Source organism: Exiguobacterium sp. EF_C8 (assembly GCF_054956715.1).
Genome location: NZ_CM143264.1, coordinates 1,603,592 through 1,619,117 on the forward strand (window position 1 = coordinate 1,603,592; position 15,526 = coordinate 1,619,117).

Here is a 15,526-nt window from a genome sequence, read left to right on the forward strand (position 1 = left end):
GATTGGTCAAAAATGACTAATTCAAGCTTTTTTTATTAAGCAAAAATTTTTATTGATAACGATTATCATTGTCGTCTATACTGATGAAGGAACTGACTTAACCATTTACAGGGGGAACGATAGATGAAACAAGCATTGTTGATGACAGGCGCACTCGCGGTCGTCTTAGCGGGTTGTAGTGAAGCCAAACAAGCGGAGAAACCAGCACCGAAAAAGGAGAATTTCGATCAGGTCGTCACCGATTACCGGACGTATGCAATCAATGAAATCGATACGTTCGTTCGTGAGACAGAAAAATTCACCGATGCCGTTCAAGCGGGCAAACTGGAAGAAGCGAAAGCATTGTACGCACCGACGCGGATGTATTACGAACGCGCGGAACCGATCGCGGAAGTGTTCGGTGATCTCGATCCGAAAATCGATGCGCGAGCAGGCGATGTCAAAGCGTCGGAGTGGGGTGGCTACCACCGGATCGAACAAGGGTTGTTTGAAAAGGGAACGACAAAAGGCTATGAAGCGTACGCGAAGCAATTGATGAAAGACGTTCATTTACTGCGGGCGAAGGTCGAGACGGTCGAGGTGACGCCGGAACTACTCGTCACGGGGGCGACGGATCTATTAAACGAAGTCTCGACGTCAAAAGTGACAGGCGAAGAAGACCGTTATTCGCATACGGACTTATATGACTTCGCAGCAAACGTCGAGGGGGCTGAAAAAATCTATGACCTGTTAAACCCGGCGCTGAAGAAACAAGATGCGGCGTTATCAAAAGAGATCGCTGCTCGCTTCAAGGATGTCCACGCTTTACTCGATGCGAAGAAACAGGGTGACGGCTATGTCCTCTACACGAGTCTCTCGAAACAAGACGTCAAACAGATGAGTGTCGCAATCAATGAACTCGCGGAACCGCTCTCGAAGATGGGCATCGTACTGGAGGGATAAGCATGAAACCAATACAAGAAGGCGTCACGCGACGGGATGTCCTGAAGGTCGCAGGCTTGACGAGTCTCGGGGCCGCCCTGTATGCCAGTGGTCTTGAGAAGTTTCTTCCGCGGACATTAACTGTTGAAGCAAGTGATCAAGAGCCGTTCTACGGGACGTATCAGGCAGGCATTTTGACACCACCACAAAACCACGTCCAAGTCGTAGCGTTTGATATCAAGACGGAGCGACGCGATGAACTCGTTGATTTATTAAAACGCTGGACACGGTTATGTGCCCGACTTGCGGCTGGGTTACCATATGGCGATTCCGACTCCCGTTACGTCCCACCGGAAGATACGGGGGAAGCGGACGGATTATCTGCCGGTCATTTGACGTTTACGTTCGGGTGCGGTCCAAGTCTATTTGACGGTCGCTTTGGTATTCAGCATAAACGACCGGAGGCGCTTAAACCGTTGCCGACGTTCGATCTCGATCGTTTAGATGAAAAATGGGGCGGAGGTGATCTTGTCGTTCAAGTTTGCGGTGATGATGCGCAAGTCGTCTTCCATGCAATTCGTAACCTCGTCCGTGTTGGGCGCGGAACGGTCGCGATGCGATGGTCGCAAGCTGGCTTCCAGCGCAGTAAAGCAGCAGATGCCTCTGGCGGGACGCCGCGCAATCTATTCGGCTTCAAGGATGGCACGGGAAATCCCGACGTCTCGAAGCAACAAGTCCGGAAAGAATCGCTCTTTTGTCAGTGGCAGGACGGGACGCCGTGGTTAACGAACGGCTCGTTCCTCGTCGTCCGCCGCATTCAGATGCATCTCGAGGTTTGGGACCGGACGATCCTGAAGGAACAGGAACGGACTTTCGGACGCGAACGTGCTTCCGGGGCACCGCTCGGCTCAACAGACGAGTTCGCTTCCGTCACCCCAGCGAAACGACAAGCTCGTGGCGAAGCTGCCTTACCGGTTGACTCGCATACCGCTGTCGCGCATGGAGACGGGAAGACAGCGATCCTACGCCGTTCCTACTCTTATCAAGACGGCATTGATGAGAAGACAGGTGCCCTCGATGCTGGACTACTCTTTTTATCGTATCAGCGTTCGCCAAAACAATTCATCGCGATTCAGCGCCGTCTTGCCGCGCAGGATCGACTGAATGAATACATCACGCACCGTGGAAGTGCCATTTTCGCCTGCTTCGGTGGGATCTCGAAAGGAGGCTACATCGGTGATGCGTTATTTGCGTAATCTTGTCCTTTTACTTGTACTCCTTGTAGCTGGTCAACACGCGGTGCCTGTCCATGCTGCTTCGACGGATGATCTCTATGTCGCAATCGGACAAGCCCTGTCTGCCGTCGCAAGTGAAGATCGCGCGGCACTGAATCAAGCCATCGATGAATTAGGGCAAGCTGCTCAAGATTTACCTGATCAACAAGCGGCAATCACGAAAGCCGTCAAACAGGTCGATGCAAAACGATCGGCAACGTTTCCTGAAGTCCGCGAGCAACTGACGGCACTCTCTGCTGCCGTCCGGAAGCAGGAAGAAGCCACGAAACCGAAGACAGATCCGGTTGCGAAAGCAAAGGTGAAGCAATTACTTTCGTTGACAAAAGAGATGCGTCAAGTCAAAGCGAGCGATCGTCCGGCAGCGGAACAACGATTGTTGACCGCTTGGGCAACGCACGAAAGTCTTGTCCGTAATGACAGTATCGGTCACTATGGCAACATCGAGATGGCGCTTGCGTCGATTCGGATCGCCGCGGCGCGAAAGCCTGCGGATACGAAGGAGTGGAAGTCGGCACTTGATCAATTCGACAATGCAGTCCAGTCCTTCCTCGACGGAGAACAAGTCCAAGCGAAGAAAACAGGACTGCAGTCACTGCTGACACCGCTTGAAGAGGCGCAGACCGCGCTTGCAGCAAGTGATTTGCCGCAAGCGAAGCTGGCACTCGAATCGTTTCTGAAGACCTGGCCGCGAGCCGAAGGTGAGGTCCGGACACGAAATGAAGGTCTCTATTCCCAGCTTGAATCAGACGTACCACTGCTACTTGCTCGGCTGACGCCGGAAACTCGGCAAAAGACGGCACAAGAACTCCAGTCGTTCGAGAATGCTATTGCACAATTACAAACAAAGACGCATTATACGTTCATCGACGCGATGCTCGTGATGCTCCGGGAAGGTTTGGAAGCATTATTAATCGTCAGTGCACTTGTTGCCTTCGCACGGAAAAGCCGAACCAAACAAGAAGGTAAGGTCTGGGCAGGTGCCGGGCTTGGTCTGATCGCAAGTGGTCTGTTAGCCCTCATCCTGCAGACAGTCTTTCAAGCCTCATTCGCAGCAACAGGTCGCGAACAAATCGAGGGCTATACGGGAATCGTCGCGGTCGTCGTCATGCTGTTCGTCGGCTACTGGTTGCACTCGAAAAGCGCCGTCGCGAAACGCAAACACTTTTTGTCGACGCTCTCAACGACGTCCTTGTTCTTCGTCAGTTTCTTGACGATCTTCCGGGAAGGTGCCGAGACGTTGTTATTCTATATCGGAATGGCACCAGCGATGACGAAGACTGCCTTGTTGTCCGGGATTGGTCTTGCAATCGTCATCATCGGACTCGTCTCGTATGCGGTCATCCAGATCGGTGTTCGTTTACCGATCCATCGTTTGTTCCAAGTCGCATCCTGGTTAATTTATCTGATGGCATTCAAGATTCTTGGTACGAGTCTGCACGCGTTGCAGCTGACAAACGTCTTACCGATCCATCCGATCAATGGACTCGGAACCGCCGGCTGGATCGGCTTCTATCCGACGATCGAGACACTCATCCCGCAAGTCGTCCTGATGATTTTGATTGCGATGTTTACGATCTGGCAAAAACGACGCACAGCAGCAATCCAGACGGCTGCTTAATCCATTTTTCAATTTCAGGTTTTAACTATTATGTTTCGGGTATAACTTCTTATCAGCAGCTTGCTGCATGAAGGAGAGGGATTTTTATGCTTGAAACGCGCATCGTACGAAACATGACCGCTGTCGACGCAGAAGTGACGAGCCTTAAATCAAGTGGTTATTCGAATAAACAGATCTATATCTTTGCGAAAGACGAAGAACTCGCGGAACGCATCGCGAACGATACGCAGACGTTACCGTATCGCGTGACGAAGAAGTCGTTCTTCGAGACCTTATTATCAGCCGTCCGGAGTAACCGGAAAGACCGGATCGCTCAGTTGTCCGAGCTTGGTATGACGAAGGATGTCGCCGAGGACCTAGAAGATGAAGTCCGACACGGTCGGATTGTCATCGTCGGTTCGAAGTCTGATTTACTGAATCCAGCGTTTGCGGCATCGTATGTGGCGGATGAAGCAACCGATTATGGTGCTGGCGTTCCGAAACTCGAAGATGAGGAAACGACAACAACATTACCAGCCGATCAAAATGTCAAATTAAAAGATGAATGATACGTAAGCCTCCTGTTTCTCAGTATAGAGACAGGAGGCTTTTGTTTAACCTTCTCTTGGAAGGGAATGGAAAGGATGAAAGGAGGAAAGACGATGCAATTCTTATATGTTGGCTATTACGATGCAGACCAGATGGATGCTTTATCGAAGGAAGAGATTGACGCCTTGATGTCGCGTTGTGATGCGTTGATGAACACCTTTAATAAACAAGTGAACGTTTTATCAGACTGGCACCCGGGTCTAGCGACACAAGCACTTTACTGGCGAGATGGTGTCGTGCAGACGAATGATGAACCAGATCGCTCGAGTGGGGAGCAAATCGGCAGTTTGATCGTCTTTGAAGCACGTGATTTAGATCATGCGATGGAACTAGCTTTCCTTCATCCGACGACTCAAGTCGCAGAAGGGGAATCTTACGGTTGGCGAGCGGAAGTTCGACCGTTATCAGGTACCTCATGATGTATGGATTATGGACGACATTTACGACTCAAAACGGACAACGCGACAACGTCATTGCCCTGTTGCTTGAAGCTGCGGCTTCTCTTGCGACGCATCCGGGCTGCCTGCACTACATCATCAGCCGTTCTGACGAGCCAGATGTTTTGCATGTTCGCGAAATTTGGACGGATTCGGCTACTCATCAAGCATCCTTAACTTTACCGGTGACGCAGCACTTGATTACGCAAGCGCGTCCGTTACTTGAACATGTTGAACGTGTACTGGAAGATCAACCGCTCGGTGGCAAAGGACTCATATAAATCAAAACCCCTTCTCTCATCGAGAAGGGGTTGAATGCTTTTAGGTTGCTTTCCACTTGATATCGATGACGTCTGACGCTCGCACCATTCGGCGCATACCTGTCGATGTGACGAGTTCAATCGTTCCACGGTCATGAAAAATCGCTTGGATTGAACCGGATACCATATCCAGTTGTTTCAATCGGACGTGGACCGTCTGTCCGGTCCGGACTGCACGTTCCATGATGTGTTGCAAGGAGAGGCGATCACGAACAATCGTCTCTTCGCGTGATTGATACAAATGTTCAAGATGAAGGATATGCTGGCGTGAAGTCAGTTGTTTCCACTTGCGATTCGATCGTTTTTTAGATGCGAACATGGCTGACCACCTCCTGAATTGAGTCGTACGCTAGACAGTCGTGCGCTCTGCTTCAGATAATTCCCTTCAAGATCCGTGCTTAAACACGTGCACCTGACATTTTTTCGCGAAACGCCTCGATGGCCACAATTGCTTCTTGATCGTGTTCGACCTCACCCGGTGCATTCCCTTCGGCAAGAATCGTTGTCTCAAGCGTCGCACCGAGGAACGACGCGATATGCTTGAACTGCGTGACGAGTGCCTGTCCTTTGATGCGCGGATCGTCTCCACCGACGGCAATCAAGTGGAATCGTTTCCCTGCCATTCGGCTTTTGAAGTCGAGCTCTTCGTCGCGCAGTGACTCGCTGAATCGGTCGATGAATAATTTCATCTTCGTCGACATCGAGTACCAGTAAATCGGTGTGATGAACAGGATGTCATCGTGTTCAAGCATCGCTTCGACGATTCGGCGATAATCATCACCGATCGGCAAAAAGCCACCATGATGACGGCGGTCTTCAATCGGCTGAATCGAGACGTTCGCCAAATCGACAGCCACATGACGGATGCCTTTCAACGCTTGTTCACCTAGCCATTCACTGTTTCCTTTACGTGAGCTACCATAAATCGTATACATATCGTGCATCTCCTTTTGAATTCGATTGTTTTATTCTATTCCAAACTTCACTGTCAATACATCGATATGCTCACAATTGGTTTTGAATAAGGGTTTTGCGGAAAAAGACAAGAAGACGAAAAACAAATAGGGGAGGAACAGTCGAATGGAGAGAAGTACGCTCATTGCGCTAGAAAAACACTTATATGCCATCCACCTCGAAATGGATGGACTGGCGCGGCTGATTACGAAACAATTGATTCATTTGAGCCAAGTGGCTGCATCCGTCGAACATTTTCGGCGGATGAGCTTTGATATCTATAAACATCGGACGTCGCTCGAACAGGTTCCGTCACAAGTCTTATATGAGACGGCTCTCGATTACGAAGATTGGCTCGAGGAAGAATTTGATGAGATTCCTGCTAATTGGCAACTGGCGACGAAAGAAGAAGAGGTACTCGAGCAGCTCTGGTGGTTCGAATTCTCACGGATTCTAGCGGAACTCGAAGAATGGCTCAGTCTTTATCTGATTCGCCGAATTCGAGAAGATGTCCGCTATATGCCACCGGTGATCGAGAAGAACGCCTACGCCTTGTCGGAAGATGCCCGACACGTCTTTTGGCGACTTTTACAACGTTCCGTCGCGAAGCCTTCATCAAAAATCAAGGCCAATCAATTATCGTGCCGAATGGGGATCGCCGAGATCGCCCGCTGTGCCCGCCTCAATCAAGATCGAACACGTCGTGCGATCGGTGAACTGAAGAACCGGGGACTGGTTGCGATCGAAGAGGACGACGAGAAGTTGAAGATGCGGCTTCGGCTTCAAGTCATCTGATTGAAAGCGATGAAGCGTTCAATCATGCGTTCATCCCGACGCGCGGATGGACCAATCCAAATGAGATGACCGGGGCTCTTCGATTCGATGAACTGTGCATGCGGAATGCTTCGTCGAGCGTATTCCGCGTGTTCGAACGGAACAGCACGGTCTGACTTTGAATGGACGATCAAAACCGGACACGTGACGGCTTCGAGTCGCTCTTGTCCTAAGTCTTGCGTGATATCGAATAACACACCCCGTCCTGGACCATTTTGAAGACCGACCTCATATAACAACGAAGCATCCGTCTCACTGATGTGAGTACGGATTGTTTCGCGTGGTAAGAGACTCGTCATCTCGACCATCCGGACGGCCGCTTCTTCAGGAAACTTCCGAATTTTATCCTTCACATACGCCCAAATCCCCCATTGAATGAACTGCAAGGGACGCTGCAAGACCGGTTGGATGAGTAGGCGATGATAAGGAAGTGAAATCCGATGCGTCATCGCACATGCTAAGACGAGGGCATGAACGCCCGTATCCATTCCGGCAAGGGCGATCGCCGTCGGTCCTCCGGCTGAGATGCCATAAACGGTATAGTGTTCGATTTGACGGGATGCGAGCCACCCGGCGTAAAATGTCGCGAGCGCCTCTGGATTATCTGCGAGTTGAAGTGGTGTTCGCCCATACCCCGGACGCGATGGTACGATGACACGATACCCTGCAGCAATCAATTTCTCGACATGGTAGATTTCCCGATAATCCGACTGCGTCCCATGAATTAAAAGAATGACGGGACCGCTTCCGCTATCCCGGTAATCAAAGCGCTGACCGTTCCATTCTGCGATACAATGCATCCAAATTCTCCTATCTCTTAATATTTACCATTTTATTGTTAATCTAATTTTCTTTTTCATGTATACTGTAAAGTATAACCAAACCATTGTGACTTAGGAAATGAGGATGCGTAGTGTCAAACGAAAAATTAACAAACCGTGACCGCTTACTTGCTGTACGAGAAATCTTCGAACGTCAGTCGGATGAAGATCATACGTTGACGCTTGAGGAATTAAGCATGGAACTCTCGAAACGAGGCTTAATCGAGAAGCTATCCCGAAAATCGTTAAAGGATGATATTGCAGCACTTGCTAAATCAGGCTTCGACGTCGTGGCGGAAGAGACGAAGAATGGACTTGCCATTCCGTATCATCTCGTCAGTCGTCCTTTTGAACATCATCAGCTCCGATTGCTCGTCGATGCCATCGCTAGTGCGAAGTTCATCTCGGAAAGTGAGACAACAGCTCTCGTCAAGACGCTTCAATCCCTGACGAGTGATAAGATGGCGGAGTCACTTCAGCCGGTCCTACATACTGTCAAAAAACCAAAAGGGATGACGTCCCGCTCAATCGATACGATTCAGAAAGCAATCAGCGAAGGTTTCGTCATCAGCTTCCAGTACCAAGGGAAATTCAACGAACGGACGCGAAAGTTCGAGTTACGCAAGGATGGCGAGCATTATCTCGTTTCACCAGCACATCTATTGATGGATAATGGAAATTACTATTTGATCGGAAGAGACGAACGGATCAAAGAGGTTCGAACGTATCGGGTCGATCGAATCGTTGATTGTAAAGCATTCGAACCGATGGAAGAACCGGTCTATGTCGAGCCAAGTTACTTAAGTAATATGTTCAACATGTATGGAGGAGAGAACGAGCAATTGACGCTTAAATTCCAGGAGAGTCTGATGCCGACCGTCGTTGACCGGTTCGGGACCGATATCCGTTGTCGTCGTCTCGATGACCTCTGGTTCGAGGTTAAGGTCGATGCGCTCTTTTCTGACGGCTTCATGATGTGGCTGATCCAGTTCGGCAACCAAGCAGAAATCATCGCACCTGTCGAACGCCGAGAGACATTCAAGAATAAAGTAGCGGGTCTTGCGACGATGTACCAAGTCGAAACACCTGCTCTTTAAGAGGTAAAGCAAGGTTCATTTGACCATGGATCTTGCTTTTTTAATTACGGAATAAAAAAATGTCGTTTTTTGTCGGATATTCATATTTGAATATTTTAAGCGAATAGTTCCAGTTACTATTATAGGTATCTGATACTTATGTAGGAGGAACGACATGCAACAGATGGAAAAAAGCCGATCAAACGGGATGCGGAAATTAGGTGCTTTCCTGTTCTTCGTTTGTTTATCCTATACATCTTGGTACTTATTCTCACTTTTTGTCTTTCATTTCGTGTTACCAGAAGATGTCATGACATCACTCGACATCGTCGCGTTCGGATTCAGTCCGGTTATCGCTCTTGTTGTCACCATCGGATCGCTACGTTTGATCGAACGGCGCATGAAACCTAAATTTACCCCCCTTTTATTCATCGGGTATATGCTTTCAACAAGTGTTTTGATCTATTATTCAGTTGCCTACGCGCTTCTACCCCGACTGTGACTTGCAACTCCCCAGCAATTGGCATATGCTACGCTTATAGCTTGCTAGGTAAGGGGGGATACGATGAACGCACAGTATATCCTCGACTGGATGCCGCTCGTGATTCCTGTCGGTGCCATCGTCTTTATTGTCGTCATTGCGCGTAAGGCTTCAAAAATCGATGCTGAAAAGTAAGAAGACTCCAACTAGGGAGTCTTTTTTTATCGGATTCCGTTGACACTTTATTCTTGTGATTTCCCTATTGTTCGAAAACATAACGCCACACATTTTTATGGTATAAAGAAACTAGGTGAAAGACCTAATATCAGGAAATCATGGAGGGACAGATGAGACAAAGAACCGTCATGACTTTACTTGCACTCAGTCTACTGCTTACCGTGTGTATGTTGAAAAAATCGACGTTGACGCCAAAAGCTAGTACCATCGATCTCACCATCGCTGTCGTCGGAACGGCTCCAGTTCTTACACAATCTCCGGACTTCCACTCAATTGATCTGCAGGAAATCAAAGGAGATTTACGTCAATATGACGCCGTCATGATCATGCCGGAGTACTTACATAAAGCAGCAGGACGTGACTATCCCTCCGTCTACCGGAAAGCACATATTCCATTTTTCTTCATCGGCTCTCAAAAATCCATCGAACCGTTTCTTGATCCGAGTCTCTCCTATGAGGGAAGCATCTCGGTGCCGAATCCGACGTTTGCAGCTGGTATGCTCTATGACGATACGCAAGAGACGACCTGGTTGTTCGGAGAGGGGATCGAACGACCGAATCGTTCGGAGCAACTGAGGATCTATCAATCGATTTTTCAAACGATTGAACAGAGCCACCTGGAAAATTAACGCTTGAAGGAAACTAAACCGAAAGTGTCCGGAAGTGTACTCATTTCTTTCCGCTTCGGTCTGTTTTTCGTCCATCGAAATGTTTTGTTGGCGCTAAGACGATTTCCCGGATATTGACATGTTGTGGTGGCGCGATGGTGGATCAAACCGTCTCTGCGACTGGTGACTTGCGACGACACTACGCAATCAATTGATGCGCACTTAATGCGACAAAAAGCCCTTGCTCCACGAGCAAAGGCTTTTTGTTAACGTTCGATTTGTTCGCGTACTTGACGCCGGAACGTTTGGATATCATAGGCGGGTTCGCTTGTACTGAATTCAATCCCGTCGATTAAACGCGCATTGGATGACGCATCCGGGAACTCAATCCGCATCAACCACTCAAGCGTCGTCTCCTCATGACGTCTTGGGAAGGCTTGTTCAAGTTGCGAAGCAATCTTCAGCAACGGGTGATGACTATAACGTTTTGGAGCATGCGTTCGTACCTGTTTGGAACGTTTGACAGTCTGTTCCATTTCAATCGGAATGACTTTTCGCTTCCGGATGACGTACAGCGTGATTGCAACTAACCATACAGTCACGATTGCCGTCACGATCCAAATCCAATGTGACGTTCCCGCTTGGACCGTTGCTTGTTTGACGTCTTCCACGCTTTTGATGTTTTCAAGTCCCATCGCGCGGTTCGTCATGTTGTCCGCTTTTCGTCCGAGTGGCTCCGTCCAAAGGAAGAGGGAGCCAAATGCTTCAAACAGCGGTCGGATCGAATTCGTCACGGACCCTACGAGTACTTCCTTCGTCAATCGAAAAAGACCGGCTAAAAGGAGCCCTAACGTCAGCATCAGACCAACTGTTAAGAAGATACGTCGCCATTCTGTCATATAGGTGACGACGAATGGATACGCGACGACAAGGAAGAGGAGCAAAAAGGCACCAAGCGGTGGAGTCACACCTGGGAATAGAATCATCACGCCACCGACGATCAGTCCACTTGCGGCGTAACGCCAAGCTGACTCGACCGTATCAAGAAATGCGGTCCAGGCGACGAAGATAAGAGCTAAAATACAAGCAACCGGAGATAGAATGAACAGTAATCCCGCTGCGAGTAGCTGCAGTCCAATCCGAAGCGAGCGGTGCGGCACGAAGGCAAGTGCCGGGAAAACGAGTGCTAGATAGAACGGAACGGGTAACAGACTCGCTAGGAAAATCCACCAGAGAATCATGCGCTCACCCCTTTCTGCCGATGACCGAGATGGATCTCTGCCGTCGTTGACGGAACGCTCCGTTGTAAGCGTTTCGTGAAATAGCGGCGCTCGAGTGGTAAGTCATATTCTGAGATCCGGGCAAGACATTCCATCGTCCGAAGGAACTGATGTTTCCCCGTACCGGACGGGACATGATACCACTGACCCGTTCGATTGACCATCGAGATCCAAAGACTGTAGGAAGCGCCTTGTTTTTCGAGTTCGCGGATGATTGTTGCGGCACGCGATAAGAGTTTCTCGAAGTCAGAGCGGAGGGCGAGCCCGTCTGCTGACAGACCATCGACGATCACGGCATAATCATGATTACGTTTCCGATCATATTGATACGAATACAGTTCGTTTGTCTTTGCATAGGCAGACCAATAGATCGATTTCGCATCTCCGGAATAGGGAACGACTGAATGAAAACTCGAACGATCCGAAAACGGACTCGAACGATCAATCGTCTCACCCGGAATCATCCGCTCGTTCCACTCGACGGACGCTGGTGCGAAGTCCGGGAAGACATGCCCAAGTTCCTGGATGTCGAGCGTGATATAGATCGTCATCAGATGAAACGGATCCGAGATCATGATGTCAAACGATTGAATCCGAATCGTTCCTCGCTGTGCGGCAATGACATCGATTGAAAACGGGACGATCGTCTGTTTACCGACATACATGTGTTGACGCCAAAACTGACTATTCGCGTCAGGAAGCTTGATTTGATCCCCGAGTAGACCGGAAATCGTAATCCGTCCAAGCGGCAACTTCGTCGGATTCGTCAGCTCGAACGGAATCTGGATCGCTTCTTCCCGGAAAGCACGGACTGTCTCAAGGAGGCGGACGTGGATCCGCTTCGCGACATATTCAAGATAATAGGGCATCACCCAGCCGTATATCGTATAGGCAAATAACAAGGCCGCCATCCAAACAGGACCATAGAGTCCGACGATGATCCCACTTGCGCCCGTCATGGTGAGAATGATGAGGTTAAAGGCTTTTGGTGTGATCAATTGCATGATTACACCTCAGTTGGAACGGTGAGTGAATCGAGAACCTGCTGAACGAGACGTTCGTTCGACAACTTCAGCGTCGCTTCAAGTGTTAGGACGAGTCGGTGAGCGAGAAGCGGCGTTGCTAAGTGTTTGACGTCTTCTGGTGTGACGTACGTCCGCTCTTGCATCCAAGCACGCGCTTTTGCTGCCTTTAAAAGGGCGAGTGTCGCTCGTGGACTTGGTCCAATCTCAACGTCACGATGGGCGCGGAGTGCGTCACAGACATCAAGTAAGTAATTTTCGACGCTGTCCTCAATCGTGACAGCAACCACTTCCTCTTTCCAGTCGTTGAGTTGTTCGAGTGGAATGTGTAGATCGGCTGCGGTCAGATGCGCTCCACGTAACAATGCTTTTTCCGCTTGACGCGTCAGGGGAGCGAACGACAACTTGAACAAGAAGCGGTCGAGTTGCGCATGGGGGAGCGGGAACGTGCCGTGTCCGTCGAACGGGTTTTGTGTCGCGATGACAAGAAAGTGTTGGGGTAGCGTATACGACATATCACCAATTGTCACTTGTGCCTCTGCCATGGCTTCAAGGAGAGCGGACTGGGTCCGTGGAGTCGTTCGGTTGATCTCATCAACGAGGACAATGTTCGCAAACAGCGGACCAAACCGTTGTTCGAACGACCCAGTGAGTGGGTTAAACAGCTCCATTCCGAGTAAATCCGTCGGTAACGTATCTGCTGTACATTGAACACGTGAGAATTTTGCATCGAGTGTCTGTGCGAGCGCTTTTGCTAGTGTTGTCTTACCAGTCCCGGGACGGTCTTCGAGTAAAATATGCCCCTCGGCAAGTAAACCGATCAATAAATGATCAATCACATCGTCCTGACCAAGGATGGATTGCTTAAGTGATGTCCGTAACGTTTGAAACATAAACGATTCCCCCTTTAAGATGCTTTGTATTTCTAAAGTGTACGAAAATTCAGAAAAAACTGCTAGTGATTTTCCTAAAACGATTGGTCTAGAAATACGTCTACCTTTTATACTACCATTTTCATCCAAAAGTTTCGTGAAATATCAAAAACATTGAAACAGGATTAGGAAGTCATTTATCGAATAATGTATTTAGGGTTGCTAAGATAAGGAGGAATGGACTCATGAAACCATACACTACAGAATCCGATACCACTCCAGTCGTTCAACATGACGTCGTCCATAGTCCGCTCGATGATTACCAACGCGTCGTTTCCGGAGGTCCCCCGAATCGTCGTGCCTTTGCCGCGATCCGTCGACTCCCAATCGGATTACGTTTGCTTACGTATACACTTGGTTTCTTATTCACAGCAAGCATCCTCACTGGACTCATCATCAGTCTACTTGATTAAAAAAGACTCCCTCAGCGCACCGAGGGAATCCCATCATTCTTCAAAGAGATCATCCATCAGCTCGGTGATCTCTTTTTTACGCTCGTTCGTCTCATTGCGTAAGATTCGAATCGAGCGTCCGCTCCAATCGAGTCGGTCGCCAATCGTCGCTTGGCGCGGTAAACGACTTTTCGGTAATGTGATCGTCTCACGGTCGTCGGTCTCACAAATTGCTAGATCATCTTCAAAATCAGCTACGGTCAATCGCATCTGATACACCTCCGCGTCTAGTTATTCCGGTCGTAAATCAGGCCGGTTCGATTCCTTGATACCGTCACCAGTCGAGATATACTGAATCGTTCCACTTTGATCGGTTCGGTCAATCGTAATCCGTTCTGCCTTCAGTTCTTGTAAGACGGAAGGACGTGGATGACGATAGGCATTGTCCTTTCCGGCTGAGATCAAGGCACGTTTTGGTGATACAGCTTGTAGGAAGGGCAGGGAGGACGATGTGTCTGCCCCGTGATGTCCAAGCTTTAAGACATCAGCACGTACATCGGTGTTTGACTCGAGTAATTGTTGTTCAGTTCGGATCGGCGCGTCGCCCATGAAGAGGAAGCGGTCTTGTCCATGTTCGACCCGGAGGACGGCACTCCAGCTGTTAAGATCCTGTGTCCCGTCTGTTAGAGGAGCAAGGAACGTAAAGCGTGCGGCTTCACTCGGTATTTTAAGACCTGCCTTAACTGACTTGATCGTCACCCCTTCGCGTTTGACGGCAAGGAGGAAATCGCGATACGTCTCCGTCGTATGCGTGACTCGCGGGGCATAGACGCTGTCGACTGGAAAGGCATCGAGGACGGTATCGAGTCCACCGATATGATCGGCGTCCGGATGTGTCGCAATGACCGCTGTTAAGCGTTTGATACCCAATTTTTGCAGGTAGCGGACGACATCTTCGCCTTTGCCGTTATTCCCACCATCAATCAAGATCGCATCTTCCTTCGTTCGGATGAACGTGCTATCTCCTTGACCGACGTCAAAACCATAGATCTCCATCTGTCCTGCCGTCGGGGCAGGGGGTTCTTCGTCCCGTGTCGTATAGAAGATGACGATTAAACAGAGTGCTAATAGAATCGTTGATCCCCATTTCAACATGTCGGTTCCTCTTTCTCGAACAGATACAGCATGCCATTGCGCGGATGACCGAACCGTGGTCCGCTGTAACCGCGTCGTTTTAAGGCAGCGCGCATCAGAATCATCATGCCGCCGTGACCGACGAGTAGAACCCGTTCGTCGTCTTCGAACATTAATTGATTTAAGAGCACTTCAATCCGTTCATTCGCATCCTTGATTTCGGCTTGAATTCGTTTACTGAACGGGGCTGCGAATCGACCGAGAACCGCCCAGCCGAGGAACGGTAATCGGAGATTCGACCGAATCGTCGGAAACGGCACTTCACGCAGCAGATCCGTCACGATGATTTCTTGATCATAAACGCTCTGCGCCGTCTGGACGGCACGCGGCATGCTACTGGCATAACAAACGGTCCAGTCAATCTGACCGAGCTCGACCGGTTGAATATCGATCTCTGACGTATCATACCGTTCAATCCATTTTTCAATATCGCTAGCGCTAATCCAGCCTTTCATCGGATATCCTTCCGTCACCCGGTGATGCCTCACTAATCCAATTTGTTTCATATGTCGTACG

20 protein-coding genes are annotated in these 15,526 nt (G+C 49.4%); 11 read left to right on the plus strand and 9 right to left on the minus strand.

The genetic code is table 11. The features are described 5' to 3' along the window. The first annotated feature begins 123 nt into the window (after positions 1-123). From efeO to ACY2IG_RS08575, 6 genes are all read left to right on the plus strand, one after another. On the plus strand, positions 124-942 hold the full coding sequence (gene efeO / locus ACY2IG_RS08550) for an iron uptake system protein EfeO (protein WP_329468261.1): 819 nt from the start codon (positions 124-126) through the stop codon (positions 940-942). Between the two features lie 2 nt (positions 943-944). After that, a complete protein-coding gene (gene efeB, locus ACY2IG_RS08555) occupies positions 945-2,177 on the plus strand; it encodes an iron uptake transporter deferrochelatase/peroxidase subunit (protein WP_369792028.1) in 1,233 nt (410 codons plus the stop codon). Continuing rightward, a complete protein-coding gene (locus ACY2IG_RS08560) occupies positions 2,161-3,834 on the plus strand; it encodes an FTR1 family iron permease (RefSeq protein ID WP_462618720.1) in 1,674 nt (557 codons plus the stop codon). Before efeB ends, ACY2IG_RS08560 begins: the two co-directional genes overlap by 17 nt. An 86-nt stretch (positions 3,835-3,920) precedes the next feature. Then, positions 3,921-4,382, plus strand: coding sequence for a YflT domain-containing protein (locus ACY2IG_RS08565; RefSeq protein WP_035407992.1), 462 nt, complete (start codon positions 3,921-3,923; stop codon positions 4,380-4,382). A gap of 93 nt (positions 4,383-4,475) precedes the next feature. After that, entirely contained in the window at positions 4,476-4,841 is a 366-nt protein-coding gene (locus ACY2IG_RS08570) for a YciI family protein (protein ID WP_308101542.1), read from the plus strand. Continuing rightward, complete coding sequence (locus tag ACY2IG_RS08575; RefSeq protein WP_214853777.1) at positions 4,838-5,140, plus strand: putative quinol monooxygenase; 303 nt, start codon at positions 4,838-4,840, stop codon at positions 5,138-5,140. The genes ACY2IG_RS08570 and ACY2IG_RS08575 overlap by 4 nt, the downstream gene beginning before the upstream one ends. Positions 5,141-5,180: 40 nt before the next feature. Here the strand turns inward: ACY2IG_RS08575 and ACY2IG_RS08580 are convergent, their stop codons facing one another. Both ACY2IG_RS08580 and ACY2IG_RS08585 read right to left on the minus strand, forming a co-directional pair. Further along, complete coding sequence (locus ACY2IG_RS08580; RefSeq protein ID WP_290750393.1) at positions 5,181-5,498, minus strand: hypothetical protein; 318 nt, start codon at positions 5,496-5,498, stop codon at positions 5,181-5,183. A 79-nt stretch (positions 5,499-5,577) separates the two neighbouring features. Continuing rightward, a complete protein-coding gene (locus ACY2IG_RS08585; protein WP_290750396.1) occupies positions 5,578-6,114 on the minus strand; it encodes a flavodoxin family protein in 537 nt (178 codons plus the stop codon). A gap of 145 nt (positions 6,115-6,259) precedes the next feature. On the opposite strand from ACY2IG_RS08585, the gene ACY2IG_RS08590 reads away from it, so the two are divergent. Continuing rightward, on the plus strand, positions 6,260-6,928 hold the full coding sequence (locus ACY2IG_RS08590) for a hypothetical protein (protein ID WP_214853785.1): 669 nt from the start codon (positions 6,260-6,262) through the stop codon (positions 6,926-6,928). Here ACY2IG_RS08590 and ACY2IG_RS08595 read toward each other — a convergent pair. Further along, positions 6,916-7,767 (minus strand): alpha/beta fold hydrolase, encoded by an 852-nt coding sequence (locus ACY2IG_RS08595; protein WP_290771975.1) that lies wholly within the window; start codon positions 7,765-7,767, stop codon positions 6,916-6,918. The genes ACY2IG_RS08590 and ACY2IG_RS08595 overlap by 13 nt on opposite strands. A 113-nt stretch (positions 7,768-7,880) precedes the next feature. On the opposite strand from ACY2IG_RS08595, the gene ACY2IG_RS08600 reads away from it, so the two are divergent. The 3 genes from ACY2IG_RS08600 to ACY2IG_RS08610 all read left to right on the plus strand — a co-directional run bounded on the left by ACY2IG_RS08600 (position 7,881) and on the right by ACY2IG_RS08610 (position 10,211). Further along, positions 7,881-8,885 (plus strand): helix-turn-helix transcriptional regulator, encoded by a 1,005-nt coding sequence (locus ACY2IG_RS08600; RefSeq protein ID WP_290750405.1) that lies wholly within the window; start codon positions 7,881-7,883, stop codon positions 8,883-8,885. A gap of 154 nt (positions 8,886-9,039) precedes the next feature. Beyond that, on the plus strand, positions 9,040-9,366 hold the full coding sequence (locus ACY2IG_RS08605) for a hypothetical protein (protein ID WP_290750408.1): 327 nt from the start codon (positions 9,040-9,042) through the stop codon (positions 9,364-9,366). A 326-nt stretch (positions 9,367-9,692) separates the two neighbouring features. Next, positions 9,693-10,211, plus strand: coding sequence for a hypothetical protein (locus ACY2IG_RS08610; protein WP_462617723.1), 519 nt, complete (start codon positions 9,693-9,695; stop codon positions 10,209-10,211). Between the two features lie 245 nt (positions 10,212-10,456). Here ACY2IG_RS08610 and ACY2IG_RS08615 read toward each other — a convergent pair whose 3' ends face one another. From ACY2IG_RS08615 to ACY2IG_RS08625, 3 genes are read right to left on the minus strand one after another with little or no spacing between them, the layout of a single operon-like run. Beyond that, complete coding sequence (locus ACY2IG_RS08615; RefSeq protein ID WP_462617724.1) at positions 10,457-11,431, minus strand: hypothetical protein; 975 nt, start codon at positions 11,429-11,431, stop codon at positions 10,457-10,459. Then, a complete protein-coding gene (locus ACY2IG_RS08620) occupies positions 11,428-12,474 on the minus strand; it encodes a DUF58 domain-containing protein (protein WP_035407969.1) in 1,047 nt (348 codons plus the stop codon). Before ACY2IG_RS08620 ends, ACY2IG_RS08615 begins: the two co-directional genes overlap by 4 nt. Before the next feature lie 2 nt (positions 12,475-12,476). Further along, positions 12,477-13,385, minus strand: a complete 909-nt coding sequence (locus ACY2IG_RS08625; protein WP_056061438.1) for an AAA family ATPase — start codon at positions 13,383-13,385, stop codon at positions 12,477-12,479. Between the two features lie 224 nt (positions 13,386-13,609). Here ACY2IG_RS08625 and ACY2IG_RS08630 point away from each other — a divergent pair, with 224 nt between their 5' ends. Further along, positions 13,610-13,837: a hypothetical protein gene (locus ACY2IG_RS08630; protein ID WP_290758460.1), complete on the plus strand. Its 228-nt coding sequence runs from the start codon at positions 13,610-13,612 to the stop codon at positions 13,835-13,837. Positions 13,838-13,870: 33 nt separating this feature from the next. On the opposite strand, the gene ACY2IG_RS08635 is transcribed toward ACY2IG_RS08630, so the two are convergent. From ACY2IG_RS08635 to ACY2IG_RS08645, 3 genes are read right to left on the minus strand one after another with little or no spacing between them, the layout of a single operon-like run. Next, a complete protein-coding gene (locus tag ACY2IG_RS08635; protein WP_290750423.1) occupies positions 13,871-14,086 on the minus strand; it encodes a DUF3006 domain-containing protein in 216 nt (71 codons plus the stop codon). A gap of 21 nt (positions 14,087-14,107) precedes the next feature. After that, a complete protein-coding gene (locus tag ACY2IG_RS08640; protein ID WP_414651178.1) occupies positions 14,108-14,968 on the minus strand; it encodes a ComEC/Rec2 family competence protein in 861 nt (286 codons plus the stop codon). After that, on the minus strand, positions 14,965-15,516 hold the full coding sequence (locus ACY2IG_RS08645) for a histidine phosphatase family protein (RefSeq protein WP_462617725.1): 552 nt from the start codon (positions 15,514-15,516) through the stop codon (positions 14,965-14,967). The genes ACY2IG_RS08640 and ACY2IG_RS08645 overlap by 4 nt, the downstream gene beginning before the upstream one ends. Positions 15,517-15,526 lie beyond the last annotated feature (10 nt).